The following is a 23,200-nucleotide window of genomic DNA, read 5'->3' as shown; positions in this document are numbered from 1 at the left end:
GCGCTGCATCAACCCTGCAGCTGGTTGCTTTAGAAGGTATCGGCCCGGCGAAAATTTGCGTAAGACGAAAAGGCGATATCAAAAGGCCTTGATCCTTCGAACCGTTGGCATTAACGATTCAGCGTGCTTTTGCCGGACTTGAGCACCGTTCGCGGCAAGATTGCCAGGAAGTTATCCCGTGCGACTTTTTGCGCAACGTCTTCCGGCAGCGCATCAAGGAACGGTTTGAAACTGCGCATTTCTTCACCGAGCTTATTGAAACGCCCGACCACGTCAGAGCCGAGCATGAAGCGTTCCGGGTATTTCTCGACCAGCGCCAGCCACTCCGCGCGCGGCGTGCCCTGTTCGTCCAGCAGGTACGGCGTGAGCATGCTCCAGGACAAGTCGATAAACAGGTTGGGATACGCCTCAAGCATGCGCGTCAGCGTGGGCAGCAAGAACTTCAGTTGTGTCTGATGCCGATGAATTTCGGCACTGGTGCCGGCGTGCGCCCAGATAAATCGTGTATGCGGGTGATTACGCAGCGGCTCTTCGATTTCCTTCAGGTACAGCGGATTTTTCTCACGCTTGGAGGTGATGTTGGAATGCAGCATCACCGGCAGATCGTTCTCGGCGGCCAGATGATAGATCTTGGTCATCGCTTCATTGTTGGCCCGCGGCGTGTCGCCGGAGGTCAGCGCCGTGAGATCGTCATGCCGGGTAAACACTTCGCCGATGCCCTGCCAAAGCCCTGGGTAAAGGTCGAGCATGCGCTGGATATGTGCGGCGGAGTTCTTGTCGTTGGGGTTGAAGCCGGCCAGGAACGGATGAAAGTACGGGCGCTGCTCGGCGCTGAGTTTTTGCACGGCATCAGCAACGATCACATCGGTTGCGCTGTACCAGTAGGCGTCAGCGTCGTCACCCGCGTAATAACGCGGACGCTTGGGTTCGTCTTCGTGCCATTTCTTCGCCACCGGAATGCCGGAAATCATCACATGCTCGATGGAATTGTCCTGCATGGCTGTCAGCAGTTTCGCCATGCCTGCGCTTTCCTGGAAAAAATCCACGTAATGCAGGTGCGCATCACTGTAGGTGTAATCGCGGGCGCTCGCGCTGCCGGCAACCAGAAGAAGACAGGCAAGACTCAGACGATACAGGGACACAAGTAATCTCCGGGAAGTAGGCATAGCCTAGACCGCACCCTGACGACAAGGGTTCATCCCGCAGGAAAGTGGAACGCGTACCGGTGGGAATGCTCTATAACTGCAAGGTCTTTTTTGATCGAACGACTTTTCCTACTGCCTGTGAGGTTCCCATGACTGTTACCGTCAATACCGTCTCCGCTGAAGGTTTTCGTCACACCGTACAGATTGATGATCACGAACTGTTTGCCGACGTGCCGAAAACCGCCGGCGGCGAAGGCTCGGCACCTGAGCCGCACGACTATTTCGATGCGGCCCTCGGCGCCTGCAAAGCGTTGACTCTGAAGATGTACGCGAAGAAAAAAGACATCCCGCTGACCGGTGTCGGAGTCGAGGTCAAACGCGACAACAGTGAAGAGCAGAAAGGCAAATACGCCCTGCACGTCACCCTCACCCTCAAAGGCGTACTCACCGACGCCCAGCGTGAAGAACTGCTGCGCGTCGCCGATCGCTGCCCGATTCACAAACTGATGACCACCAGCGACGTGACGATCGAAACCCACGCTCCGCAAGGCTTCGATAGCCAGTAATCCTCCTCATGCCAGCGGCGGGTTATGCTTCTGGCATCACCCGCTCAGCCTGGAATGCACCATGGACACGCAACCTCTGATCATCCGCCCGCGCGCCGAAGACGTCGAAGGCCAGCCGATTCTGCGCCCGTTGCCGTCAGCCAAATGCCGCAGCGTCGGGCCTTTCGTGTTTTTCGACCACATGCTCGAGACGGTTTATCCGACGGGCAAAGGTATGAATATCCGACAGCACCCGCACATCGGTCTGTCGACGCTCACGTATCTGTTCGAAGGTCAGATCCAGCACAAGGACAGCCTTGGCTCGGATCAAGTAGTCAGAGCCGGTGATGTCAGCTGGATGACCGCTGGTAGTGCGATTGCACACGTCGAGCGCACGCCGGAACCGTTGTGGGACCAGAGTTTCACGATGCACGGTTTGCAGATCTGGCTGGCGTCGCCCAAGGATCACGAGCAAGGCCCGGGGCATTACAGCCATCACCCGGCAGCGACATTGCCGGTCAGCGATAACCTTGGCGTACAGATCCGCATGATTGCCGGGTCAGGCTTTTGCCTGGAATCGCCGGTGCCGGTGCTTTCTCCTACGTTGTATGCGGAAGTGAACATGCAAACCGCGACCACTTTGCTGATTCCGACCGAGCATGAAGAGCGGGCGGTTTATGTGTTGAGTGGGGATGCGCAATTGAATGGCGAAGCGATTGAGCCGCATGCGTTGGTGGTATTGCCGGCCGGGGAAGAGATGAGTCTGTTTGCCGAAAGTGATGTGCACGCGGTGGTGTTCGGCGGCGCGCCGCTGGACGGGCCGCGGCGGATCAACTGGAATTTTGTCGCGAGCGATCCGGCGGCGATTGATGAAGCACGGCGTAAATGGGCGGCCGGGGATTGGCCGACGGTGCCGGGGGAAGTTGAGCGGATCGAGTTACCGCGCTGAAAAGCACCCTCACCCCAGCCCTCCCGAAACGTCGGACCGCCCGTAGGGAGAGGGAGCCGACGGAGGTGTCTTGCGTCATACATAGACCTGAAAAATCTTGGCGATTATGGATTCACCAAGACACTTTCAGGTCGGCGTAACCCTGAAGCATCCCCCATTCAGTCCCCTCTCCCTACGGGCGGTCCGACGTTTCGGGAGGGTTAGGGTGAGGGGCTTTTGCTTTTCAGGCTTCAGCCCTTGAACACTTCATCCAGCAAATCATGCATCGACTTGAACGCGCGCTTCGCGGTTTTCGCGTCGTACATCATCTTGCCCGGCACATTCGCATGCGGATCAGTGAACGAGTGCACCGCACCGCCATAGCTCAGCAGTTGCCAATCGACTTTCGCCGCGTTCATTTCATCCTCAAACGCCGGCAATTGCTCTTTTGGCACCAACGGGTCTGAAGCACCGTGCAGCACCAGCACCGAACCTTTGATGTTCTGCGCGTCGGCCGGATTCGGCGAATCCAGCGTGCCGTGGAACGACACCGCCGCTTTCACCGGCGCACCGGTGCGCGCCAAATCCAGCGCACAGCAACCACCAAAGCAGAAACCGAACACTGCCAGGTTCGAAGTATCCACCGCCGCTTCGCCCTGCTTCTGCAACTGCTCGAACGCCGCTTGCATACGCTTGCGCAGCAGCGCGCGATCATCCTTCAACGGCATCATCGCCGCGCCGGCCTGATCCGCGTTCTGCGGACGCACAGCCTGACCGTAAACGTCAGCGATCAACACCACGTAGCCCTTGGCCGCGACCGATTTGGCGATCTCTTCGGCACCGGCGCTGACGCCCATCCAGTTCGGCGCCATCAACAAACCCGGACGCGCGCCTTTGTGCTCGGCGTCGAACGCCAGACGACCTTCATAAGGCTGGCCGTCGATCTGGTAGACCACGGAACGTACAGTGACTTCGCTCATTTCTGACTCCTGATTTGCTAAACACCAGAATGAAAAAACCCGCCGAAGCGGGTTTTTCTACGACTTGGTTAAACCGACAGTTCAACCAGCAGCTTGTTCAGGCGGCGCACATAAGCGGCCGGATCTTTCAAGCTGTCGCCGGCAGCCAGGGCTGCCTGATCGAAGAGGATGTGCGACAGGTCGCCGAACCGCTCTTCGCTCTGCTCGCCATCGAGTTTCTCGATCAGCGGGTGGCTTGGGTTGAATTCGAAGATTGGCTTCGAATCCGGCACTTTTTGCCCGCTGGCTTCGAGGATCTGGCGCATTTGCAGACCCAGATCCTGCTCGCCGATGGCCAGAATGGCCGGCGAGTCGGTCAGACGATGCGATACGCGGACTTCAGCCACGGAATCGCCCAGCGCGGTTTTCAGACGCTCAACCAGACCTTCTTTGGACTTGGCGACTTCTTCTGCAGCTTTCTTGTCCTCTTCCGAGTCCAGATTGCCCAGATCAAGATCACCACGTGCCACGTCAACGAAAGTCTTGCCGTCGAACTCGCTGAGGTAGCTCATCAGCCACTCGTCGATGCGGTCGGTCAGCAGCAGTACTTCGATGCCTTTCTTGCGGAAGACTTCCAGGTGCGGGCTGTTTTTAACCTGCGCGTAGGTTTCGCCGGTGAGGTAGTAGATCTTGTCCTGACCTTCCTTGGCGCGAGCCAGGTAGTCGGCCAGACCGACGATCTGCTCGCCGTCGTCGCCATTGGTCGATGCGAAACGCAGCAGACCGGCAATTTTCTCTTTGTTGGCGAAGTCTTCGGCCGGGCCTTCTTTCATGACCTGACCGAAGTTCTTCCAGAAGCCTTTGTATTGCTCAGGCTCGTTTTTCGCCAGTTTTTCCAGCATGTCGAGCACACGCTTGGTCAGCGCGGTCTTCATCGAATCGATGATCGGGTCTTTCTGCAGGATTTCGCGCGACACGTTCAGCGACAGGTCGTTGGAATCGACCACGCCTTTGATGAAGCGCAGGTACAGCGGCAGGAACGACTCGGCCTGATCCATGACGAACACGCGTTGCACGTAGAGCTTCAGGCCTTTCGGCGCTTCACGCTGGTACAGGTCGAACGGTGCGCGGGCCGGCACATACAGCAGCGAGCTGTATTCGAGCTTGCCTTCGACTTTGTTGTGGCTCCAGGCCAGCGGGTTTTCAAAGTCGTGAGCGATGTGCTTGTAGAACTCCTGGTATTCCTCGTCCTTCACTTCAGTGCGCGGACGGGTCCACAGAGCGCTGGCGCGGTTGACGGTTTCCCATTCAACGGCTGGTGCTTCTTCGCCTTCTGCTGCTGCCGCTTCTTTCGGCAGTTCGATCGGCAAAGCAATGTGGTCGGAGTACTTCTTGATGATGTTGCGCAGACGCCAGCCATCGGCGAACTCGTCTTCCGCAGCTTTCAGGTGCAGAACGATGCGGGTGCCGCGCTCTGGTTTGTCGATGGTGGCGACTTCGAACTCGCCCTCGCCTTTCGACGACCAGTGCACGCCTTCGCTGGCCGGGGTGCCGGCGCGACGGGAGTACACATCAACTTGGTCAGCAACGATGAAGGCGGAGTAGAAGCCCACACCGAACTGACCGATCAGGTGCGAATCTTTCTTCTGATCGCCCGAAAGATTTTTCATGAAATCGGCAGTGCCGGATTTGGCGATAGTCCCCAGGTGGGTGATCACATCGTCGCGGTTCATGCCGATACCGTTGTCTTCGAGGGTGACGGTCTTGGCGTCCTTGTCGAAGCTCACACGGATTTTCAGATCAGCGCCACCTTCGAGCAACTCTGGCTTGGCCAGGGCTTCGAAGCGCAGCTTATCGACAGCGTCAGAGGCGTTCGAGATCAATTCGCGAAGGAAAATTTCCTTGTTGGAATACAGCGAATGGATCATGAGGTGCAGCAGCTGCTTTACCTCGGTCTGGAAGCCCAGGGTTTCCTTTTGAGTTTCCACACTCATGGTCATCAAACTCCAATCAGATGGCAGTGGCCGCGACCCGAAATGGTCGACGGCGGGTTGTCTTGTGAGTTTGGGGCGCTGTTCAGGATTTCAAGGGCTCCTCGATTTTGAAGTGTGCACGCGCGGTGGCAATCGGTTCGCTTTCAGTGCTTTGCCAGGCTGTGATCGCAACGTTGGCGACGCGGCGTCCCTGACGGCAGACCTGACATTTGGCCCAGGTATCGCGGAACTGCCCGGCGCGCAGGTAATCAAGGGAGAAGTCGATAATCTTCGGCACGCCAGGCGCACCGGTGAAAATCAACAGATGCAGGGCAGCGGCCAGCTCCATGAATCCGGCAATCACCCCGCCGTGGATCGCCGGCAATAAAGGGTTACCAATGTTGTCCTTGTTCGCCGGCAGCTTGAACAACAGTTCATCACCGACTCGCGAACACTCGATACCGATTAGCCCGGCGTACGGGATCAGTTCCAGCAACGGCGTGTAATCACCCTCTGCATGGGCCTGCTGCAATTGTTGCTTGAGGTCGTCAATCACTGACTTTCTCCCTTGATCGCGCCGCCGAAACCTTTGGTGCCTTTGAGGCCCTTGCCCATGCGCATGAAGGTGCCGACCACATGGGCGATGGGCTGTTCGGGATCATCCTGATAAGCGAAGCCTCGGGCGAAGATCACATCGGTGGTCACTCGGTAGCACTGGGCAAAGCCATACACATCCTTGTTCGGCTCGGCGGCGTGCATGTAATCGATGCGCAGATCGAGGGTCGGACACACCTCGAACTCCGGCAACACGCACAGGGTCGACATCCCGCAGGCGGTGTCCATCAATGAAGTAATCGCCCCGCCGTGAATGACTCCGGTCCGGGGATTGCCGACGATTTTTTCGCTGTACGGCAAGATCACCGTAAGCCCTTCGGCCGAGGCGCTGTGCACCTGCAAACCGAGTACCTGACAGTGACGCAGCGCCGATAGAAACCGCGTCGCACGCTCAAAAACGGTGTTTTCGGCCATTTGATAATTACTCTCGTTAGAGCCTTTTGCCAGTAGTGAGCAAAACAGCAAAAGTTCCGTGTAAAAACAAACTTATATATCTGAAAGAAATGAGGAACTTAACCTGTAGCGCCGAGTTCTTAAGGCCAGTAGTTATTTTCCATAAGGAGAAACACCCCATGCGTAAGACTTTTGCTATTGCCTTGATGTTGACCGCTTCCCTCGGTCTCGCTGCCTGCGATAAAAAATCCGAGGACAAAGCTCAAGATGCCAACCAACATGCTGAACAAGCTCAGCAAGACATGAACAAAGCTCAGGATAAAGTGAACGACGCTGCGAAAGAAAACGCCGAAGCTGCCAAAGCTCAGGCTGAATCGAACGCTGCTGCACAAGAAGAAGCTGCCAAGAAGCAATAATTCGCTTTTTGCTGCAGAAAGAAGAAAACCCGCCAAGTGCGGGTTTTCTTTTGCCTGGCAATTAACGCCAGAGTCGCCTTAGAGCAAGACAGTTCTAAAAGTCGGACTAATCATTAGCAACAGCGAACACAATACGCCGACTATCCAGACCAGACTGCGCAGTTTGGGAAGATCGGCCAGGTAGAACCACAAGTAGAAGAGTCGCGCGATCACGAAGACGATCGCTAATGTGTCGATCAGCCATCCTGCCGTTTGCGTGGTGTGCGCCATCAACACACCGACTGCGAACAACATGAACGCTTCGATGCTGTTCTGATGCGCCGCCAGCGCCCTCGCGCCGTAACCGGTCAATTGCGCCTGTTGCTGACGCGGCAGGTGATTGTTGTAACCACCCTGCTCTTTCATCGCTTTGCCTACCGGCATACGCGCGATATAGATCAACAGCGCACTGATAAACACACACCAGAACGGAATACTCATCAAGCGACCTCTCTGTTTGTTTCGGGAAGGGGGGCTTCTGTAGGGGTATAGACCATGACATCGAGAACGTCGGAATGAAACTCCCGGCGGTACAGAACCACCACGACGCCGGCACTCATCAGCATGAACAACCATGGACTCACAAACCAGGCCAGCATGCTCATGCCGAAGTAGTAGGAACGCAAGCCGAAGTTGAACTGGTTGGCCGCCATTGAAATCACTCGCGCCGCCCGCAAGGCAAAGGCTTTACGCTCCTGCTCCGACACCTGCCGCTCGCCGATCATCGGCGCCGAACCCACCAGTACGGCAGCAAAGTTGTACTGACGCATGCACCAGCTAAAAGTGAAGAAGGCGTAAACGAACACCATCGCCAGACACAGCAACTTGATCTCCGACATGCCCTGCGACGCCTGTTGCACCATCGGGATGTCCGCCAGCAACGAAACCGCCCGCTCTGACGCGCCAAGCACGGTGAGAATGCCGGCGAGAATAATCAATGTGCTTGAGGCGAAGAACGAGGCGTTGCGTTCAAGATTGCCAATCACGCTGGCGTCGGCGATGCGGTTGTCACGCAGCAACATACGGCGCATCCAGTCCTCGCGGTACAGGTGCAGCACACTGGCCAGACACGCTGTGTCGCGGGCTTTCCAGCCGGCATAACGGGTGTAACCACCCCAGCAGATGACAAACCAGACGGCGGCGAGCAGGTGGATCAGGTTGGCTTGGATGAACGACATGCAATTCCCTGTGGAGTATGGATGCTACCTGTGGGAGCGAGCCTGCTCGCTCCCACATTAGGACTTTGGCAACTCTTCGACGTTAGCCTAGGGAAAAAGACACTGCCTGACGCGCATAAAAAATGCCCCGTATCGATTGATACGGGGCATTTCTGTTTAAGCGTTGAAGACCCGCTTATGGCGGGTCAGGCAACGTCAGGCAACCGCTTCGCTGCGCTTGCCCAGCATGCGATCGCAAACCACTGCAACCACCAGCGTCATCACACACGGCACCAACCAGGCCAGGCCCTGCTCGCTCAGCGGCAGGTGGGACAGCTGCGATGGCATCCAGTCGGCCAGACCCGCGCCTTTCAGCGCGTCGATGGTGCCAAACACAAACGATACCAGCATCACCGGACCAAGAATGCGGCCGTGCTCATGCCAGAAGTCTTTGCAGAAGCTCAGCGCTACCAGCACGATGCACGGCGGGTAGATCGCGGTCAGCACCGGGATCGAGAAGGCAATCAGCTTGGTCAGGCCCAGGTTGGACACCAGCAGCGAGAACGCCGCCAGAATGATCACCAGGGTCTTGTAGGACAGTGGCAACACACGGCTGAAGTACTCAGCGCAAGCACAGGTCAGGCCGACCGCTGTCACCAGGCACGCCAGCGAGATCAACACCGCGAGGAAACCGCTGCCCAGCGAACCGAAGGTGTGTTGCACGTAGGCATGCAGTACCGCCGCGCCGTTGGTCGCGCCCACCGCCACTTCGTGGCTGCCGGAACCGAGGCGGAACAGGCTGACATACACCAGCGCCAGACCGACACCGGCAATCAGCCCGGCGATGATCGCATAACGGGTGATCAGCGCGGGCGACTCGACGCCACGGGAGCGGATCGCGTTAACGATGACAATGCCGAACACCAGCGCGCCCAGGGTATCCATGGTCAGGTAACCATTGATAAAGCCTTGGGAGAACGGTGCCGCCACGTATTCTGGCGTGCCATGGCCGATGTCACCCGCCGGCAAAGCGAATGCAGCGATACCCAGGACCGCCAGCGCGATGATCTTCAATGGCGCGAGGAAGCGGCCCACGGTGTCCAGCAAACGCCCAGGGTAGAGCGAGATGAAGAACACCAGCAGGAAGTACACCGAGCTGTAGAGGAACAGCGCCAGCGGGCTTTCGCCGGTCAGCGGTGCCAGACCCACTTCGAAGGATACGGTCGCGGTACGCGGTGTGGCGAACAACGGGCCGACCGCCAGGTAGCACGCAGCCGCCAGAATGCCGCCGGCAATCTTGCCGATCGGGCTGCTCAGCGTATCCATCGCCCCACCAACCTTGGCCAGTGCAACGACGGTGATCACCGGCAGACCGACCGCAGTGATCAGGAAGCCCAGCGCGGCCATCCAGACATGAGGTCCGGCCTGCAAGCCCACGATCGGCGGGAAAATAATGTTGCCAGCCCCAACGAACAGGGCAAATGTCATAAAGCCAAGTGCCAGGATGTCCTGACCTTTCAAAACTTTCATTAAGGTAATACCACACTACTGAAATCGGAATTTAGAGGGGGATTGCCCTGTGTAATTAGGGAAATGCTGTCGATCCGTATGGGACTGACCCTTAAAGCGCGTTGCATGCCTTGTGGGCGGCAGACGCAAAAATGGCTGCTAGCCTAACGAATTTGGCGTGTAAACGCACTGTTAGAGGGCGAACTATCCGATACGCGACGTTTCCGTGTCGCGTTTTTGCATGTAATTGGGCGAAAGCCTATAAATCAGCGGATGTCAGAAACGACAAAGGCCACCCGAAGGTGGCCTTTGTTTGGTAAAGCGTCAGTTAAGCGCGAGGCTTACTTGACAGCCCAACCAGTCAGCTCGGCCAGGGCCTTGCCGATGTCTGCCAGCGAACGCACGGTTTTCACGCCTGCGTCTTGCAGAGCAGCGAATTTCTCGTCTGCAGTGCCTTTGCCGCCAGAGATGATTGCGCCAGCATGGCCCATGCGCTTGCCCGGAGGAGCAGTCACACCAGCGATGTAGGAAACAACCGGCTTGGTCACGTGTGCCTTGATGTAGGCAGCCGCTTCTTCTTCAGCCGAACCGCCGATCTCACCGATCATCACAATCGCTTCGGTCTTCGGGTCTTCCTGGAACAGCTTCAGGATGTCGATGAAGTTCGAACCCGGGATCGGGTCACCACCGATGCCGACGCAAGTCGACTGACCGAAACCGGCGTCAGTAGTCTGCTTAACAGCTTCGTAGGTCAGGGTGCCGGAACGCGAAACGATACCGACTTTGCCTGGCAAGTGAATGTGACCTGGCATGATGCCGATCTTGCACTCGCCCGGAGTGATAACGCCTGGGCAGTTAGGGCCGATCAGGACTACGCCCAGCTCGTCGCACTTAACTTTAGCGTCCAGCATGTCCAGGGTAGGAATGCCTTCGGTGATGCAGACGATCAGCTTGATGCCGCCGAATGCCGCTTCCAGGATCGAGTCTTTGCAGAAAGGAGCCGGAACGTAGATCACGCTGGCGGTAGCGCCAGTGGCTTCTACTGCGTCTTTAACGGTGTTGAACACTGGCAGACCCAGGTGCTCGGTGCCGCCTTTACCAGGAGTAACGCCACCTACCATCTTGGTGCCGTATTCGATGGCTTGCTGGGTGTGGAAACTACCTTGCGAACCGGTAATACCCTGGCAGATAACTTTGGTGTCTTTATTGATCAGGACGCTCATTATTTGCCCTCCGCAGCTTTGACAACTTGTTGAGCAGCGTCGGTCAGGCTGGTAGCAGCGATGATGTTCAAACCGCTTTCTGCCAGTACTTTAGCGCCCAGCTCAGCGTTGTTGCCTTCAAGGCGAACAACAACCGGGATTTTCACGCCGACTTCTTTCACAGCGCCGATGATGCCTTCGGCAATCATGTCGCAGCGAACGATGCCGCCGAAGATGTTGACCAGTACTGCAGCGACGTTGGTGTCGGACAGGATGATCTTGAACGCTTCAGTTACGCGTTCTTTGGTAGCGCCACCACCTACGTCGAGGAAGTTGGCTGGCTTGCCGCCATGCAGGTTGACGATGTCCATGGTACCCATGGCCAGGCCAGCACCGTTGACCATGCAACCGATGTTGCCTTCCAGTGCTACGTAGTTCAGTTCGAACTTGGCAGCGTGCGCTTCGCGCGGATCGTCTTGCGACGGATCGTGGAAAGTCTTCAGCTTAGGCTGACGGTACATGGCGTTGGCGTCGATGTTGATCTTGGCGTCCAGGCAGTGCAGATCGCCATCAGCCTTGATCACCAGCGGGTTCACTTCCAGCAGAGCCAGGTCGTGATCCTTGAACAGTTTGGCCAGACCTACGAAGATCTTGGCGAACTGAGCAACCTGCTTGCCTTCCAGACCCAGCTGGAATGCCAGCTCGCGACCCTGGAATGGCTGAGCGCCAACCAGTGGATCGATAGTGGCCTTGAGAATTTTTTCTGGAGTGTCGTGAGCGATTTTCTCGATGTCCACGCCACCTTCGGTGGAAGCCATGAACACGATGCGACGGCTCGAACGGTCAACGACAGCGCCCAGGTACAGCTCTTTAGCGATATCAGTGCACGATTCAACCAGGATCTTGGTGACTGGCTGGCCATTGGCATCAGTCTGGTAAGTCACCAGACGCTTGCCCAGCCACTGCTGTGCGAAGGCTTTGGCGTCTTCTTTGCTGCGAACCAGCTTAACGCCGCCCGCTTTACCGCGACCACCGGCGTGGACCTGGGCTTTGACAACCCACTCGCTGCCGCCGATTTTGTCGCAAGCTTCTGCTGCTGCTTCCGGGGTGTCTACTGCGTAACCAGTGGAAACTGGCAGGCCGTATTCAGCGAACAGCTGCTTACCCTGATACTCGTGAAGATTCATGCTTTTTACCGTCTTCGTTAGGTACTGCGCATTCGGCGCTGCGCTCGTTTGAGTGCCGCGCCACCTGTGACTGCTGCTTGCGTAGCTGAGCTACGCAAGACTGCGTCCAGCGGACATTCCGCGGTGAGACTTGCTCGCAAGGCTCACGACGGGCCGTTACCGCCGTGGTTTCTTATTGTGTCTTAACGCTTCTTGCGGTTGGCAATGTGGATGGCACCGCCATTCACAGCCAGAGCAGCTTCGTGCAAGGCTTCAGACAGGGTCGGATGGGAGAAAACCATCATGCCCAGGTCTTCAGCGCTGGTGCCGAATTCCATACCGATCGCGCCCTGCTGAACCAGTTCTGCAGCGCTCGGGCCAATCACGTGCACGCCCAATACGCGGTCAGTCTTGGCATCAGCGATGACCTTGACGAAACCACCGGTATCGTTGGCGGCCATGGCACGGCCGGAAGCGGCGAACGGGAAGGTGCCGACGTTAACTTCAACGCCTTCAGCTTTCAAGGCCTGCTCGGTTTTGCCAACCCACGCGATTTCCGGGTGAGTATAAATAACCGAAGGGATCAGGTCATAGTTCATCTGGGCTTTGTGGCCCTTGATGCGCTCGACAACCATGATGCCTTCTTCCGAAGCTTTGTGAGCCAGCATCATGCCGCGAACCACGTCACCGATGGCGAAAACGCCCGGTACGGTGGTCGCGCAGTGATCGTCAACGTGCACGAAACCGCGCTCGTCGAGGGTCACGCCACTGTCGGCAGCCAGCAGATCAGTGGTCACCGGACGGCGACCAACGGCTACGATCAGCTTGTCGAAAGTGATGGTCTGTTCGCCGTTGGCATCGGTGTAGTTCACAACGACTTCGTCGCCGTTCACTTTCGAGCCGGTTACGCGAGCGCCCAGTTTGATGTCCAGACCTTGTTTGGTCAGGGTTTTCAGCGCTTCCTTGGAAACAGCGGTGTCCGCTGCCATCAGGAAGGTGTCCAGTGCTTCCAGAACAACGACTTCGGAGCCCAGACGCGACCAGACCGAACCCAATTCCAGACCGATCACGCCAGCGCCGATCACGCCCAGACGCTTAGGTACGGACTGGAATTCCAGAGCGCCAGTCGAATCAACGATGACTTTCTGATCAACCGGAGCCGGTGGAATGTCGATCGGACGCGAGCCTGGAGCCAGAATAACGTTTTCAGCTTCGATGACTTCAACCGAGCCGTCTGGCTTGGTGACTTCGACTTTCTTGCCAGCCAGCAGTTTGCCGTGGCCCTGGATCGAAGTAACGCCGTTGGCCTTGAACAGGGTGGCAACGCCGCCGGTCAGGTTCTTGACGATGCCAGCCTTGCGGCCAACCATCGCAGCGACGTCCATTTTGACTTCGCCAGTCGAGATACCGTGAACGTTGAAGCTTTCTTTCGCTTCCTTGTATTTCCAGGAACTGTCGAGCAGCGCCTTGGAAGGAATGCAGCCCACGTTCAGGCAGGTGCCGCCCAGGGCTTGCTTGCCTTCAGCGTCGGTGTACTTCTCGATGCAGGCAGTGGTCAGACCCAGCTGCGCCGCCTTGATGGCAGCCACGTAGCCACCAGGGCCAGCACCGATCACTACTACGTCAAATTTCTGCGACATTCAAAAATCCTCTTTTTTGCAGCAAGCGTGAAGCCGCAAGCCTCAAGCCAAACTGCGGTTACTCGCAGCTTGCAGCTTGAGACTTGCAGCTGCTTCTATCAAATATCCAGCAACAGACGAGCCGGATCTTCCAGCAGGTTCTTGATGGTCACCAGGAAGGTCACAGCTTCTTTGCCATCGATCAGACGGTGATCGTAGGACAGTGCCAGGTACATCATCGGACGGATAACGACCTGACCATTGATGGCCATAGGACGCTGGATGATGTTGTGCATGCCCAGAATCGCTGCCTGCGGCGGGTTGACGATCGGGGTCGACATCATCGAACCGAAGGTACCACCGTTGGTGATGGTGAAGGTACCACCGGTCATCTCGTCCATCGACAGTTTGCCGTCACGGGCTTTCTTGCCGAAGGTGGCGATGCCGCCTTCGATTTCAGCCAGGCTCATCAGTTCGGCGTTACGCAGAACCGGAACCACCAGACCGCGATCGCTGGAAACAGCAACACCGATGTCAGCGTAGCCGTGGTAAACGATGTCGCCGCCGTCGATCGACGCGTTGACAGCCGGGAAGCGTTTCAGCGCTTCGGTGGCCGCTTTCACGAAGAACGACATGAAGCCCAGGCGTACGCCGTTGTGGGACTTCTCGAACAGGTCCTTGTACTTCGAACGCAGGGCCATGACTTCAGTCATGTCGACTTCGTTGAAAGTGGTCAGCATCGCCATGTTCGACTGTGCTTCAACCAGACGCTTGGCCACGGTGGCACGAACACGGGTCATCGGTACGCGCTTCTCGATGCGGTCGCCAGCGGCGAACACAGGAGCAGCAGCCGAAGGAGCAGCAGCCTTGGCAGGCGCGGCAGCCGGAGCGGCTTTCTTGGCAGCAACAGCAGCAACCACGTCTTCCTTGGTCACACGACCGCCCTTGCCGGTGCCGGCAACGGAAGCGATGTTGATGCCGTTTTCTTCAGCCAGCTTGCGCGCAGCAGGAGCAGCAACAGGATCGTCTTCGCCTTCGGCAGGAGCTGGAGCAGCGGCAGCGGCCGGAGCAGCAGCGGCGGCTGGGGCAGCGGCAGCAGCGCCACCTTCAACGATGGAGCCCAGCACTTCGTCGGACAGGACGGTCTCGCCCTCGCCCTTGACGATTGCGCCCAGCACGCCATCAGCGGTAGCCAGAACTTCCAGTACGACTTTGTCGGTTTCGATGTCGACGATCAGTTCGTCGCGCTTGACGGCGTCGCCCGGTTGTTTGTGCCAGGTGGCAACGGTGCCATCGGCAACCGATTCCGGGAAAGTGGGGGCTTTGATCTCGATAGCCATTATCTGTGGTTCCTTAAATTCGGTTTCAGGTGCGCGAAGGCGTTAAATGGTAAACGCGTCTTGCAGGAGTTTTTCCTGCTGCTCGGCGTGCATCGATGCGTAACCACAAGCTGGGGCAGCAGAAGCCTCACGGCCCGCGTACTCAAGTACGAGAGACTTGTCGAGGTTACCGATGCTGCGACGCAAGTGGTGCTGGCTGCAGTACCAGGCGCCCTGGTTCATCGGCTCTTCCTGACACCAAACGGCATTTTTGACGTTGGTGTATGGAGCCAGGACTTCTTTCAAGTCGTCCTCAGGGAATGGATACAGCTGCTCGATACGCACGATGGCGATATCTTCACGGCCTTCGGCACGGCGTTTTTCCAGCAGGTCGTAGTAGACCTTGCCGCTACACAGAACAACGCGCTCGACCTTTTTCGGGTCCAGAGCATCGATTTCCGGGATCACGGTCTGGAACGAACCTTCGGCCAGATCTTCCAGGGTCGAGATGGCCAGCTTGTGGCGCAGCAGCGACTTCGGCGTCAGCACGATCAACGGCTTGCGCAGCGGACGAATCACCTGACGACGCAGCAAGTGGTAGATCTGTGCTGGCGTAGTCGGTACGGCAACCTGAATGTTGTGCTCGGCGCACAATTGCAGGTAACGCTCAAGACGTGCCGAGCTGTGCTCAGGGCCCTGACCTTCGTAACCGTGTGGCAGCAACATGGTCAGACCGCAGAGACGGCCCCACTTGTGCTCGCCGCTGGTGATGAACTGGTCGATTACAACCTGTGCACCGTTGGCGAAGTCGCCGAACTGGGCTTCCCAGATCACCAGCGCATCCGGCGTGGTGGTCGAGTAACCGTATTCGAACGCCAGTACCGCTTCTTCCGACAGGAACGAGTCGTACAGGTCAAAGCGTGGCTGACCGTCGTACAGGTGCTGCAGCGGAATGTAGGTGCCCGCGTCTTTCTGGTTGTGCAGCACAGCGTGACGGTGCGAGAACGTACCGCGGCCGATGTCCTGACCGGTCATGCGGATCGGGTGACCTTCGAACGCCAGGGTCGCGTACGCCATGGTTTCGGCGTAACCCCAGTTGATCGGCAGGCCGCCGGCTTGCATCTTCTGACGGTCTTCGTAGATCTTCGAGACCTGACGCTGAACCACGAAGCCTTCCGGAATTTCCAGCAGCTTGGCGGACAGTTCTTGCAGGGTCTTCAGATCAAAGCGAGTGTCGTGACGCGCAGTCCAGGCATGGCCCAGATACGGACGCCAGTCCACGAACAGCTCTTTGTTCGGCTCTTTGACCAGCGATTTCACTACGTGCAGACCGTTGTCCAGCGCGTTGCGGTATTCATCGACTTTCGCCTGAACACGCTCTGCGTCCAGCACACCGCCCTGGGTCAGACGATCAGCGTACAGCTCACGGGTGGTGCGCTGTTTGGTGATCTGCTGATACATCAGAGGCTGGGTACCGCTTGGCTCGTCGGCCTCGTTGTGGCCGCGACGACGGTAGCAGACCAGGTCGATCACCACGTCACGCTTGAACTGCATGCGGTAGTCGATGGCCAACTGGGTCACGAACAGCACGGCTTCCGGATCATCCCCATTCACATGGAGGATCGGCGCCTGGATCATCTTCGCAACGTCGGTGGCGTACTCGGTGGAACGCGAGTCCAGCGGGTTGCTGATGGTGAAACCGACCTGGTTGTTGATCACGATGTGCACGGTACCGCCGGTCTTGAAACCGCGGGTCTGCGACATCTGGAAGGTTTCCATGACCACGCCCTGACCTGCGAATGCAGCGTCACCGTGGATGGAGATCGGCAGAACCTTCTCGCCAGTGGCGTCATTACGACGATCCTGACGGGCGCGCACCGAACCTTCGACCACCGGGGAAACGATTTCCAGGTGGGACGGGTTGAACGCCATGGCCAGGTGAACTTCACCGCCGGCGGTCATCACGTTGGACGAGAAGCCCTGGTGATACTTAACGTCACCGGAACCCAGCTCGACCTTCTTCTTGCCTTCGAACTCGTCGAACAGCTCGCGCGGGTTCTTGCCGAAGGTGTTGACCAGCACGTTCAGACGGCCACGGTGGGCCATGCCGATGACGACTTCCTTGGTGCCGTAGGAACCGGAACGCTGGATCAGTTCGTCGAGCATCGGAATCAGGCTTTCGCCGCCTTCCAGACCGAAACGCTTGGTGCCCGGGTATTTGGTGCCCAGGTATTTTTCCAGGCCTTCACCGGCGGTTACGCGCTCAAGCAGGTGGCTCTTGATGTCGGCGGAGTACGTCGGACGACCACGCACGCTTTCCAGACGCTGCTGGAACCACTGGCGCTGCTCGGAATCGGTGATGTGCGTAAATTCAGCGCCGATGGTGCGGCAATATGTCTGCTGCAACGCTTCGTGAATTTCGCGTAGGCTCGCTTCCTCTTTGCCGATGAACAGGTCGCCGGCACGGAAGGTCGTATCAAGATCGGCATTGGTCAAGCCGTAATGATTGATCGACAGGTCTGCAGGTGCAGGACGCTGCCACAGCCCCAGCGGGTCAAGCTGGGCTGCCTGGTGGCCACGCATACGGTAGGCCTGGATCAATCGCAACACTTCAACTTGCTTCTTCTCGTGCTCACTGCTCACGCTGCCGGCGGAAACCGGTTGGGCGCGGCGCTGGTTCTTTGCCAGCAGCACGAAATGATCGCGAATCGTGGAGTGCGAAACATCAGTGGCAGAGTTGCCGTCGGCAGGCAACTTCTGAAAGTAGGTGCGCCACTCTTCTGGCACAGCGTTAGGGTCGTGCAGGTAGAGCTCATAAAGCTCTTCCACATAGGCAGCGTTTCCACCTGAAAGGTAGGCGCTGTTCCACATGCGCTGCATCACGCTTTCTTGCATGCTTGGTCACCCTCGGTTAGGGGAACACCATCGATGTCGACACCGAGCAAACTTGCAGAAGTCCGAATGCAGCGACTAAAACAAGCCACTTAGGATCACACTGATAGTCCGGGTACCAGCCCGGATGCCCCTGCTTGTCTCATTTCTTCAAAATAAGAGCGGCAGCTTGTGGCTACTGCTCTGGTTATAGCCATGACGCGGGTTGAAGCCCGCGCCACAGCCTCTACGGTACAGCGGTTACAGCAGCTGAATCACACGCCGCTCGAAAGCAGCATGTTACGGATGTGACCGATGGCCTTAGTCGGGTTCAGGCCTTTCGGACATACGTTGACGCAGTTCATGATGCCCCGGCAGCGGAAAACGCTGAACGGGTCATCGAGCGAAGCCAGACGCTCGTTGGTCTTGGTGTCACGGCTGTCTGCCAGGAAGCGGTACGCTTGCAGCAGTGCAGCTGGACCCAGGAACTTGTCCGGGTTCCACCAGAAGGACGGGCAAGAGGTCGAGCAGCAAGCGCACAGGATGCACTCGTACAGACCGTCGAGTTTTTCACGCTCTTCTGGCGACTGCAGACGCTCGATGGCCGGAGCCGGCGTGTCGTTCTGCAGGTAAGGCTTCACCTTCTCGTATTGCTTGTAGAAGATGCTCATATCGACGACCAGGTCACGGATAACCGGCAAACCTGGCAGCGGACGAACGATCAGCTTGTTACCTTTTACAACGGCGGACAGCGGCGTGATGCACGCCAGACCGTTTTTACCGTTGATGTTCATGCCGTCGGAGCCGCAGACGCCTTCACGGCAAGAGCGACGATAGGAGAAACCCTCGTCCTGCTCTTTGATCAGGGCCAGCACGTCCAGCACCATCAGGTCTTTACCACCGGTATCGACCTGGAATTCCTGCATGAACGGCGCAGCGTCCTGATCAGGGTTGTAGCGATAAACACTGACATTCAACATGGCGGTCACCCTTAATAAGTCCGGACTTTAGGTTCGAAAGTCGGAACAGTCTTCGGCGAGAAGTTCACGGCACGCTTGGTGACGCGCTTGTCACCCGGGAAGTACAGGGTGTGGCACAGCCAGTTTTCGTCATCACGATCTTCAAAGTCTTCACGGGCGTGAGCACCGCGGGACTCTTTACGTACTTCGGCCGCGATGGCGGTAGCTTCAGCCACTTCCAGCAGGTTTTGCAGTTCCAGCGCTTCGATACGTGCAGTGTTGAACGCCTGCGACTTATCGTTGATCTTCACGTTGGCGATACGCTTGCGCAGATCGGCCAGCTGAGCGATACCCTTCTGCATGTATTCGCCAGTACGGAATACACCGAAGTAGTTCTGCATGCAGCTCTGCAGCTCGCGACGCAGGGTAGCGACGTCTTCGCCGTCAGTACGGTTGTTCAGTGCGTTCAGGCGCGACAGGGCAGCTTCGATGTCGGCTTCGGTAGCGTCGTCGTATTCGATGCCGTCGGTCAGGGCTTTTTCCAGGTGCAGGCCGGCAGCGCGGCCGAATACCACCAGGTCGAGCAGCGAGTTGCCGCCCAGACGGTTGGCACCGTGAACCGATACGCAAGCCACTTCACCTACCGCGAACAGACCAGGAATGATCTGATCCACGCCATCGGCGTTCTGGGTGATCGCCTGGCCATGGATGTTGGTGGCAACACCGCCCATCATATAGTGGCAAGTCGGAACAACCGGAACCGGCGCAACAACCGGGTCAACGTGGGCGAAAGTCTTCGACAGTTCGCAGATGCCTGGCAGACGGCTGTGCAGCACTTCCTCGCCCAAGTGGTCGAGTTTGAGCATCACGTGGTCGCCATTCGGACCGCAACCGTTGCCGGCGATGATTTCTTTAACCATCGAGCGAGCAACCACGTCACGACCGGCAAGGTCTTTGGCGTTCGGAGCATAACGCTCCATGAAACGCTCGCCGTGCTTGTTGATCAGGTAACCACCTTCACCACGGCAACCTTCTGTAACCAGTACACCGGCACCGGCGATGCCGGTCGGGTGGAACTGCCACATTTCGATGTCTTGTACCGGTACGCCAGCACGCAGAGCCATGCCGACGCCGTCACCGGTGTTGATCAGGGCGTTGGTGGTGGAAGCGTAGATACGACCTGCACCGCCGGTAGCCAATACGGTGGCTTTGGCGCGGATGTAGGAAGTTTCGCCAGTTTCGATGCAGATCGCGATCACACCGACGAAATCGCCTTCCTGGTTCTTCACCAGGTCGACAGCGTAGTACTCGTTCAGGAACGTGGTACCGGCTTTCAGGTTGCCCTGATAAAGGGTGTGCAGCAGGGCGTGACCGGTACGGTCGGAAGCCGCGCAAGTACGCGCAGCCTGGCCGCCTTTACCGTAGTCCTTGGACTGACCACCGAACGGACGCTGGTAGATACGGCCTTGTTCGGTACGCGAGAACGGCAGACCCATGTGGTCCAGCTCGAAAACCGCGGCCGGGCCTTCCTGACACATGTATTCGATAGCGTCCTGGTCACCGATGTAGTCGGAGCCCTTGACGGTATCGTACATGTGCCAGCGCCAGTCATCGTTCGGGTCAGCAGACGCGATCGCGCACGTGATGCCGCCTTGAGCGGATACAGTGTGCGAACGGGTCGGGAAAACCTTGGTGATCACGGCAGTCTTGTGACCACCCTGCGCCAGTTGCAGCGCAGCGCGCATGCCGGCACCGCCACCACCAATAATGATGGCGTCGAAAGAAATCGTTGGAATGTTAGCCATGACTCAGATACCCCAGAGAATCTGCACACCCCAGACGAAGTAAGCGAACATCGCAACGCCGCATACTGCCTGGAAAAGGAAACGTATCGCCGTTGCGGACTTGCCGAACGCCATCGGCGTCAGGTAGTCAGTCGCGATGGTCCACATGCCGACCCAGGCGTGAGCGCCCAGAGCAACAAGGGCCAGGAGGCTGAAAATACGCATCCCGTTGTGGGCGAACAGTTCATGCCACTGGGCATACTCGAGGCCAGGGTGGGCCACGACGTATCCGATCAGAAAGATGAAGTAAGCCGCGAGAACGACCGCAGACACACGTTGCGCCATCCAGTCATAGAGGCCCGAACGCGACAGGTTCGTGACGTTAGTTACCATATCCAAACTCCTGCCAGAACGATTACCACCACGGAAACGGCGATAACGATTTTCGAGCCCAGTTTGCCGCCTTCCAGCGTCTCACCGATGCCCATGTCCATGATCAAATGGCGCACACCGGCTACCAGGTGATACAGCAGAGCGGACAGGATGCCCCAAATCACTAGCTTGGCTAGCGGACTGGTCAGACACGCTTTCACCTGACCGAAGCCTTCCTCGGAGCTGAGCGACTTGTCCAATGCATAAAGCATGATGGCAAGGCACACAAAGAGGATGACACCGGAGATACGGTGAAGAATGGACGTGTAAGCAGTGACTGGGAGTTTGATGGTCCTTAGGTCTAGGTTTACAGGTCGTTGGCTTTTCACGGCTTTTTTTTCACACTGAAGAGCCCCTAACAATCAGGGCAAAGTTGTTGGGGAGTGCACTGGTCAGGTAACCACCACCCAGGGATGCGACCCCCAATGAAAGCAAGCCCAAAAGCCCTTGGCGGTCGGTGGCCGAGTATAGACAGTTAGGCTACTAATGACAACGCAATCACCTACCCCAAATAGCTGATTGCACAAGTCGTATAAAAGGCGTAAATGGCAGTCAATTTCGAGGAAAAAGTGCGCTTAAAGCCTTCTGGAGCAAGACTTTAGGCAAATTGACATTCGAATTTATCTCACTATAGTGGTGCGGGCCCTGCGTGGGGGGTCTGTCTGATGGTTCAAGCATAAATAGGAGGCCACATGGCTGACAAAAAAGCGCAGTTGATCATCGAGGGCGCAGCCCCCGTCGAGCTGCCCATTTTAACCGGCACCGTTGGTCCCGATGTAATCGATGTTCGGGGCCTGACGGCCACGGGCCGCTTCACTTTCGACCCAGGCTTCATGTCGACCGCCTCGTGCGAGTCGAAGATCACCTATATCGACGGCGACAACGGCATTCTGTTGCACCGCGGCTACCCGATCGAACAACTGGCTGAAAAGTCGGACTACCTGGAAACCTGCTACCTGCTGCTCAACGGCGAACTGCCGACTGCAGAACAGAAGGCCCAGTTCGTCAGCACCGTGAAAAACCACACGATGGTTCACGAGCAGTTGAAAACCTTCTTCAACGGTTTCCGTCGCGACGCCCACCCGATGGCCGTCATGTGCGGTGTAGTCGGCGCCCTCTCGGCCTTCTACCACGACTCCCTGGACATCAATAACCCGCAGCATCGCGAAATCTCCGCGATCCGTCTGGTTGCCAAGATGCCGACCCTGGCAGCGATGGTTTACAAGTACTCCATGGGCCAACCCATGATGTACCCGCGCAACGACCTGACGTACGCGGAAAACTTCCTGCACATGATGTTCAACACCCCGTGCGAGATCAAACCGATCAGCCCGGTGCTCGCCAAGGCCATGGACCGGATCTTCATCCTCCACGCCGACCACGAGCAGAACGCCTCGACTTCCACCGTGCGTCTGGCCGGCTCCTCGGGTGCCAACCCGTTCGCCTGTATCGCCGCCGGTATCGCCGCACTGTGGGGCCCTGCCCACGGCGGTGCGAACGAAGCCGTATTGACCATGCTTGACGAGATTGGCGATGTTTCGAACATCGACAAGTTCATCGCCAAGGCCAAGGACAAGAACGATCCGTTCAAACTGATGGGCTTCGGTCACCGCGTTTACAAGAACCGCGACCCTCGCGCGACTGTGATGAAGCAGACCTGCGACGAAGTACTGAAGGAACTGGGCATCAATAACGATCCGCAACTCGAACTGGCCATGCGCCTGGAAGAGATCGCGCTGACCGACCCGTACTTCATCGAACGCTCGCTGTACCCGAACGTCGACTTCTACTCGGGGATTATCCTCAAGGCGATCGGCATTCCAACCAGCATGTTCACCGTGATTTTCGCGCTGGCACGTACTGTTGGCTGGATCTCCCACTGGAAAGAGATGCTCTCCAGCCCGTACAAGATTGGCCGTCCGCGCCAGTTGTACACCGGCTACGAGTCGCGTGATATTTCCAAGCTGGAAGACCGCAAATAAGACCTGTCTTGCGATAACGTCTTAAGTTGTACCGGGAACGGCCTCTATTTATATAGGGGCCGTTTTTTGTTTGTGCTTGGTATTTTTGGGGGTTGGGGGCATATCCGTTTCTTCGGATGCTGCCGCTGGCGGTTTCGCTCTTACAGCGAGTCCCTTTTTCAAACGCCAAAAAGGAACCAAAAGGCTT

At 57.5% G+C, this 23,200-nt stretch carries 21 protein-coding genes; 4 read left to right on the top strand and 17 right to left on the bottom strand.

Annotated elements, in window-relative coordinates; genetic code table 11:
* Positions 1 to 110: 110 nt before the first annotated feature.
* Positions 111 to 1,166, bottom strand: a complete 1,056-nt coding sequence (locus ACOYXH_RS04880) for an amidohydrolase family protein (RefSeq protein WP_095124975.1) — start codon at positions 1,164 to 1,166, stop codon at positions 111 to 113.
* A gap of 128 nt (positions 1,167 to 1,294) precedes the next feature.
* Between ACOYXH_RS04880 and ACOYXH_RS04875 the strand changes: the two genes are divergently transcribed.
* Together ACOYXH_RS04875 and ACOYXH_RS04870 are read left to right on the top strand one after the other, a co-directional pair.
* The gene (locus ACOYXH_RS04875; RefSeq protein WP_095050226.1) at positions 1,295 to 1,711 is read left to right on the top strand and encodes an OsmC family protein; all 417 of its coding nucleotides are present in this window, start codon (positions 1,295 to 1,297) and stop codon (positions 1,709 to 1,711) included.
* Between the two features lie 61 nt (positions 1,712 to 1,772).
* Positions 1,773 to 2,639: a pirin family protein gene (locus ACOYXH_RS04870; RefSeq protein WP_095124977.1), complete on the top strand. Its 867-nt coding sequence runs from the start codon at positions 1,773 to 1,775 to the stop codon at positions 2,637 to 2,639.
* Between the two features lie 230 nt (positions 2,640 to 2,869).
* On the opposite strand, the gene ACOYXH_RS04865 is transcribed toward ACOYXH_RS04870, so the two are convergent.
* From ACOYXH_RS04865 to ACOYXH_RS04850, 4 genes are all read right to left on the bottom strand, one after another.
* Positions 2,870 to 3,598, bottom strand: coding sequence for a dienelactone hydrolase family protein (locus ACOYXH_RS04865; RefSeq protein WP_095050224.1), 729 nt, complete (start codon positions 3,596 to 3,598; stop codon positions 2,870 to 2,872).
* A 68-nt stretch (positions 3,599 to 3,666) separates the two neighbouring features.
* Positions 3,667 to 5,571, bottom strand: a complete 1,905-nt coding sequence (gene htpG / locus ACOYXH_RS04860; protein WP_034156253.1) for a molecular chaperone HtpG — start codon at positions 5,569 to 5,571, stop codon at positions 3,667 to 3,669.
* 82 nt (positions 5,572 to 5,653) lie between these two features.
* Entirely contained in the window at positions 5,654 to 6,106 is a 453-nt protein-coding gene (locus tag ACOYXH_RS04855; protein WP_095050223.1) for a PaaI family thioesterase, read from the bottom strand.
* Positions 6,103 to 6,579, bottom strand: a complete 477-nt coding sequence (locus tag ACOYXH_RS04850) for a PaaI family thioesterase (protein ID WP_095050222.1) — start codon at positions 6,577 to 6,579, stop codon at positions 6,103 to 6,105. The genes ACOYXH_RS04855 and ACOYXH_RS04850 overlap by 4 nt, the downstream gene beginning before the upstream one ends.
* A 158-nt stretch (positions 6,580 to 6,737) precedes the next feature.
* Here ACOYXH_RS04850 and ACOYXH_RS04845 point away from each other — a divergent pair, with 158 nt between their 5' ends.
* Complete coding sequence (locus tag ACOYXH_RS04845) at positions 6,738 to 6,974, top strand: hypothetical protein (RefSeq protein WP_007919867.1); 237 nt, start codon at positions 6,738 to 6,740, stop codon at positions 6,972 to 6,974.
* A gap of 78 nt (positions 6,975 to 7,052) precedes the next feature.
* On the opposite strand, the gene ACOYXH_RS04840 is transcribed toward ACOYXH_RS04845, so the two are convergent.
* The 12 genes from ACOYXH_RS04840 to sdhC all read right to left on the bottom strand — a co-directional run bounded on the left by ACOYXH_RS04840 (position 7,053) and on the right by sdhC (position 21,360).
* A complete protein-coding gene (locus ACOYXH_RS04840) occupies positions 7,053 to 7,454 on the bottom strand; it encodes an MAPEG family protein (RefSeq protein ID WP_220558338.1) in 402 nt (133 codons plus the stop codon).
* Complete coding sequence (locus ACOYXH_RS04835; protein ID WP_095050220.1) at positions 7,454 to 8,191, bottom strand: DUF599 domain-containing protein; 738 nt, start codon at positions 8,189 to 8,191, stop codon at positions 7,454 to 7,456. Before ACOYXH_RS04835 ends, ACOYXH_RS04840 begins: the two co-directional genes overlap by 1 nt.
* 195 nt (positions 8,192 to 8,386) lie before the next feature.
* Positions 8,387 to 9,700: a branched-chain amino acid transport system II carrier protein gene (gene brnQ, locus ACOYXH_RS04830; protein ID WP_095124981.1), complete on the bottom strand. Its 1,314-nt coding sequence runs from the start codon at positions 9,698 to 9,700 to the stop codon at positions 8,387 to 8,389.
* 320 nt (positions 9,701 to 10,020) lie between these two features.
* Positions 10,021 to 10,902 carry a succinate--CoA ligase subunit alpha gene (gene sucD, locus ACOYXH_RS04825; RefSeq protein ID WP_008082972.1) on the bottom strand — a complete coding sequence of 294 codons (882 nt, stop codon included), beginning with the start codon at positions 10,900 to 10,902 and terminating at the stop codon, positions 10,021 to 10,023.
* Complete coding sequence (sucC, locus tag ACOYXH_RS04820; RefSeq protein WP_007919879.1) at positions 10,902 to 12,068, bottom strand: ADP-forming succinate--CoA ligase subunit beta; 1,167 nt, start codon at positions 12,066 to 12,068, stop codon at positions 10,902 to 10,904. Before sucC ends, sucD begins: the two co-directional genes overlap by 1 nt.
* A gap of 182 nt (positions 12,069 to 12,250) precedes the next feature.
* On the bottom strand, positions 12,251 to 13,687 hold the full coding sequence (lpdA, locus tag ACOYXH_RS04815) for a dihydrolipoyl dehydrogenase (RefSeq protein ID WP_007919881.1): 1,437 nt from the start codon (positions 13,685 to 13,687) through the stop codon (positions 12,251 to 12,253).
* A 98-nt stretch (positions 13,688 to 13,785) separates the two neighbouring features.
* Positions 13,786 to 15,006 carry a 2-oxoglutarate dehydrogenase complex dihydrolipoyllysine-residue succinyltransferase gene (gene odhB, locus ACOYXH_RS04810; protein ID WP_460410296.1) on the bottom strand — a complete coding sequence of 407 codons (1,221 nt, stop codon included), beginning with the start codon at positions 15,004 to 15,006 and terminating at the stop codon, positions 13,786 to 13,788.
* A gap of 42 nt (positions 15,007 to 15,048) precedes the next feature.
* Positions 15,049 to 17,880, bottom strand: a complete 2,832-nt coding sequence (locus ACOYXH_RS04805) for a 2-oxoglutarate dehydrogenase E1 component (protein WP_093439917.1) — start codon at positions 17,878 to 17,880, stop codon at positions 15,049 to 15,051.
* 251 nt (positions 17,881 to 18,131) lie between these two features.
* Positions 18,132 to 18,836 (bottom strand): succinate dehydrogenase iron-sulfur subunit, encoded by a 705-nt coding sequence (locus ACOYXH_RS04800; RefSeq protein ID WP_095050238.1) that lies wholly within the window; start codon positions 18,834 to 18,836, stop codon positions 18,132 to 18,134.
* 11 nt (positions 18,837 to 18,847) lie between these two features.
* Positions 18,848 to 20,620, bottom strand: coding sequence for a succinate dehydrogenase flavoprotein subunit (gene sdhA / locus ACOYXH_RS04795; RefSeq protein ID WP_093439913.1), 1,773 nt, complete (start codon positions 20,618 to 20,620; stop codon positions 18,848 to 18,850).
* A gap of 3 nt (positions 20,621 to 20,623) precedes the next feature.
* Positions 20,624 to 20,992: a succinate dehydrogenase, hydrophobic membrane anchor protein gene (sdhD, locus tag ACOYXH_RS04790; RefSeq protein ID WP_003222999.1), complete on the bottom strand. Its 369-nt coding sequence runs from the start codon at positions 20,990 to 20,992 to the stop codon at positions 20,624 to 20,626.
* Positions 20,986 to 21,360 (bottom strand): succinate dehydrogenase, cytochrome b556 subunit, encoded by a 375-nt coding sequence (sdhC, locus tag ACOYXH_RS04785; RefSeq protein WP_016773673.1) that lies wholly within the window; start codon positions 21,358 to 21,360, stop codon positions 20,986 to 20,988. Before sdhC ends, sdhD begins: the two co-directional genes overlap by 7 nt.
* A gap of 363 nt (positions 21,361 to 21,723) precedes the next feature.
* Here sdhC and gltA point away from each other — a divergent pair, with 363 nt between their 5' ends.
* Positions 21,724 to 23,013 (top strand): citrate synthase, encoded by a 1,290-nt coding sequence (gene gltA / locus ACOYXH_RS04780; RefSeq protein ID WP_007919904.1) that lies wholly within the window; start codon positions 21,724 to 21,726, stop codon positions 23,011 to 23,013.
* Positions 23,014 to 23,200: the final 187 nt, after the last annotated feature.

Source organism: Pseudomonas sp. Mb7, from assembly GCF_054790525.1.
Note: the sequence above shows the minus strand (reverse complement) of the source record. Positions and strands in the feature narration are given on the sequence as shown.

Excerpts from the sequence above, each read along its gene's own strand:
- sucD (WP_008082972.1), bottom strand. The coding sequence starts at position 10,902 with ATGAGCGTCCTGATCAATAAAGACACCAAAGTTATCTGCCAGGGTATT.
- ACOYXH_RS04850 (WP_095050222.1), bottom strand. The coding sequence starts at position 6,579 with ATGGCCGAAAACACCGTTTTTGAGCGTGCGACGCGGTTTCTATCGGCG.
- lpdA (WP_007919881.1), bottom strand. The coding sequence starts at position 13,687 with ATGTCGCAGAAATTTGACGTAGTAGTGATCGGTGCTGGCCCTGGTGGC.
- odhB (WP_460410296.1), bottom strand. The coding sequence starts at position 15,006 with ATGGCTATCGAGATCAAAGCCCCCACTTTCCCGGAATCGGTTGCCGAT.
- sucC (WP_007919879.1), bottom strand. The coding sequence starts at position 12,068 with ATGAATCTTCACGAGTATCAGGGTAAGCAGCTGTTCGCTGAATACGGC.
- ACOYXH_RS04840 (WP_220558338.1), bottom strand. The coding sequence starts at position 7,454 with ATGAGTATTCCGTTCTGGTGTGTGTTTATCAGTGCGCTGTTGATCTAT.
- ACOYXH_RS04805 (WP_093439917.1), bottom strand. The coding sequence starts at position 17,880 with ATGCAAGAAAGCGTGATGCAGCGCATGTGGAACAGCGCCTACCTTTCA.
- htpG (WP_034156253.1), bottom strand. The coding sequence starts at position 5,571 with ATGAGTGTGGAAACTCAAAAGGAAACCCTGGGCTTCCAGACCGAGGTA.
- brnQ (WP_095124981.1), bottom strand. The coding sequence starts at position 9,700 with ATGAAAGTTTTGAAAGGTCAGGACATCCTGGCACTTGGCTTTATGACA.
- sdhD (WP_003222999.1), bottom strand. The coding sequence starts at position 20,992 with ATGGTAACTAACGTCACGAACCTGTCGCGTTCGGGCCTCTATGACTGG.
- gltA (WP_007919904.1), top strand. The coding sequence starts at position 21,724 with ATGGCTGACAAAAAAGCGCAGTTGATCATCGAGGGCGCAGCCCCCGTC.
- ACOYXH_RS04870 (WP_095124977.1), top strand. The coding sequence starts at position 1,773 with ATGGACACGCAACCTCTGATCATCCGCCCGCGCGCCGAAGACGTCGAA.
- ACOYXH_RS04865 (WP_095050224.1), bottom strand. The coding sequence starts at position 3,598 with ATGAGCGAAGTCACTGTACGTTCCGTGGTCTACCAGATCGACGGCCAG.
- ACOYXH_RS04880 (WP_095124975.1), bottom strand. The coding sequence starts at position 1,166 with ATGCCTACTTCCCGGAGATTACTTGTGTCCCTGTATCGTCTGAGTCTT.
- ACOYXH_RS04800 (WP_095050238.1), bottom strand. The coding sequence starts at position 18,836 with ATGTTGAATGTCAGTGTTTATCGCTACAACCCTGATCAGGACGCTGCG.
- ACOYXH_RS04875 (WP_095050226.1), top strand. The coding sequence starts at position 1,295 with ATGACTGTTACCGTCAATACCGTCTCCGCTGAAGGTTTTCGTCACACC.
- ACOYXH_RS04845 (WP_007919867.1), top strand. The coding sequence starts at position 6,738 with ATGCGTAAGACTTTTGCTATTGCCTTGATGTTGACCGCTTCCCTCGGT.
- sdhA (WP_093439913.1), bottom strand. The coding sequence starts at position 20,620 with ATGGCTAACATTCCAACGATTTCTTTCGACGCCATCATTATTGGTGGT.
- ACOYXH_RS04835 (WP_095050220.1), bottom strand. The coding sequence starts at position 8,191 with ATGTCGTTCATCCAAGCCAACCTGATCCACCTGCTCGCCGCCGTCTGG.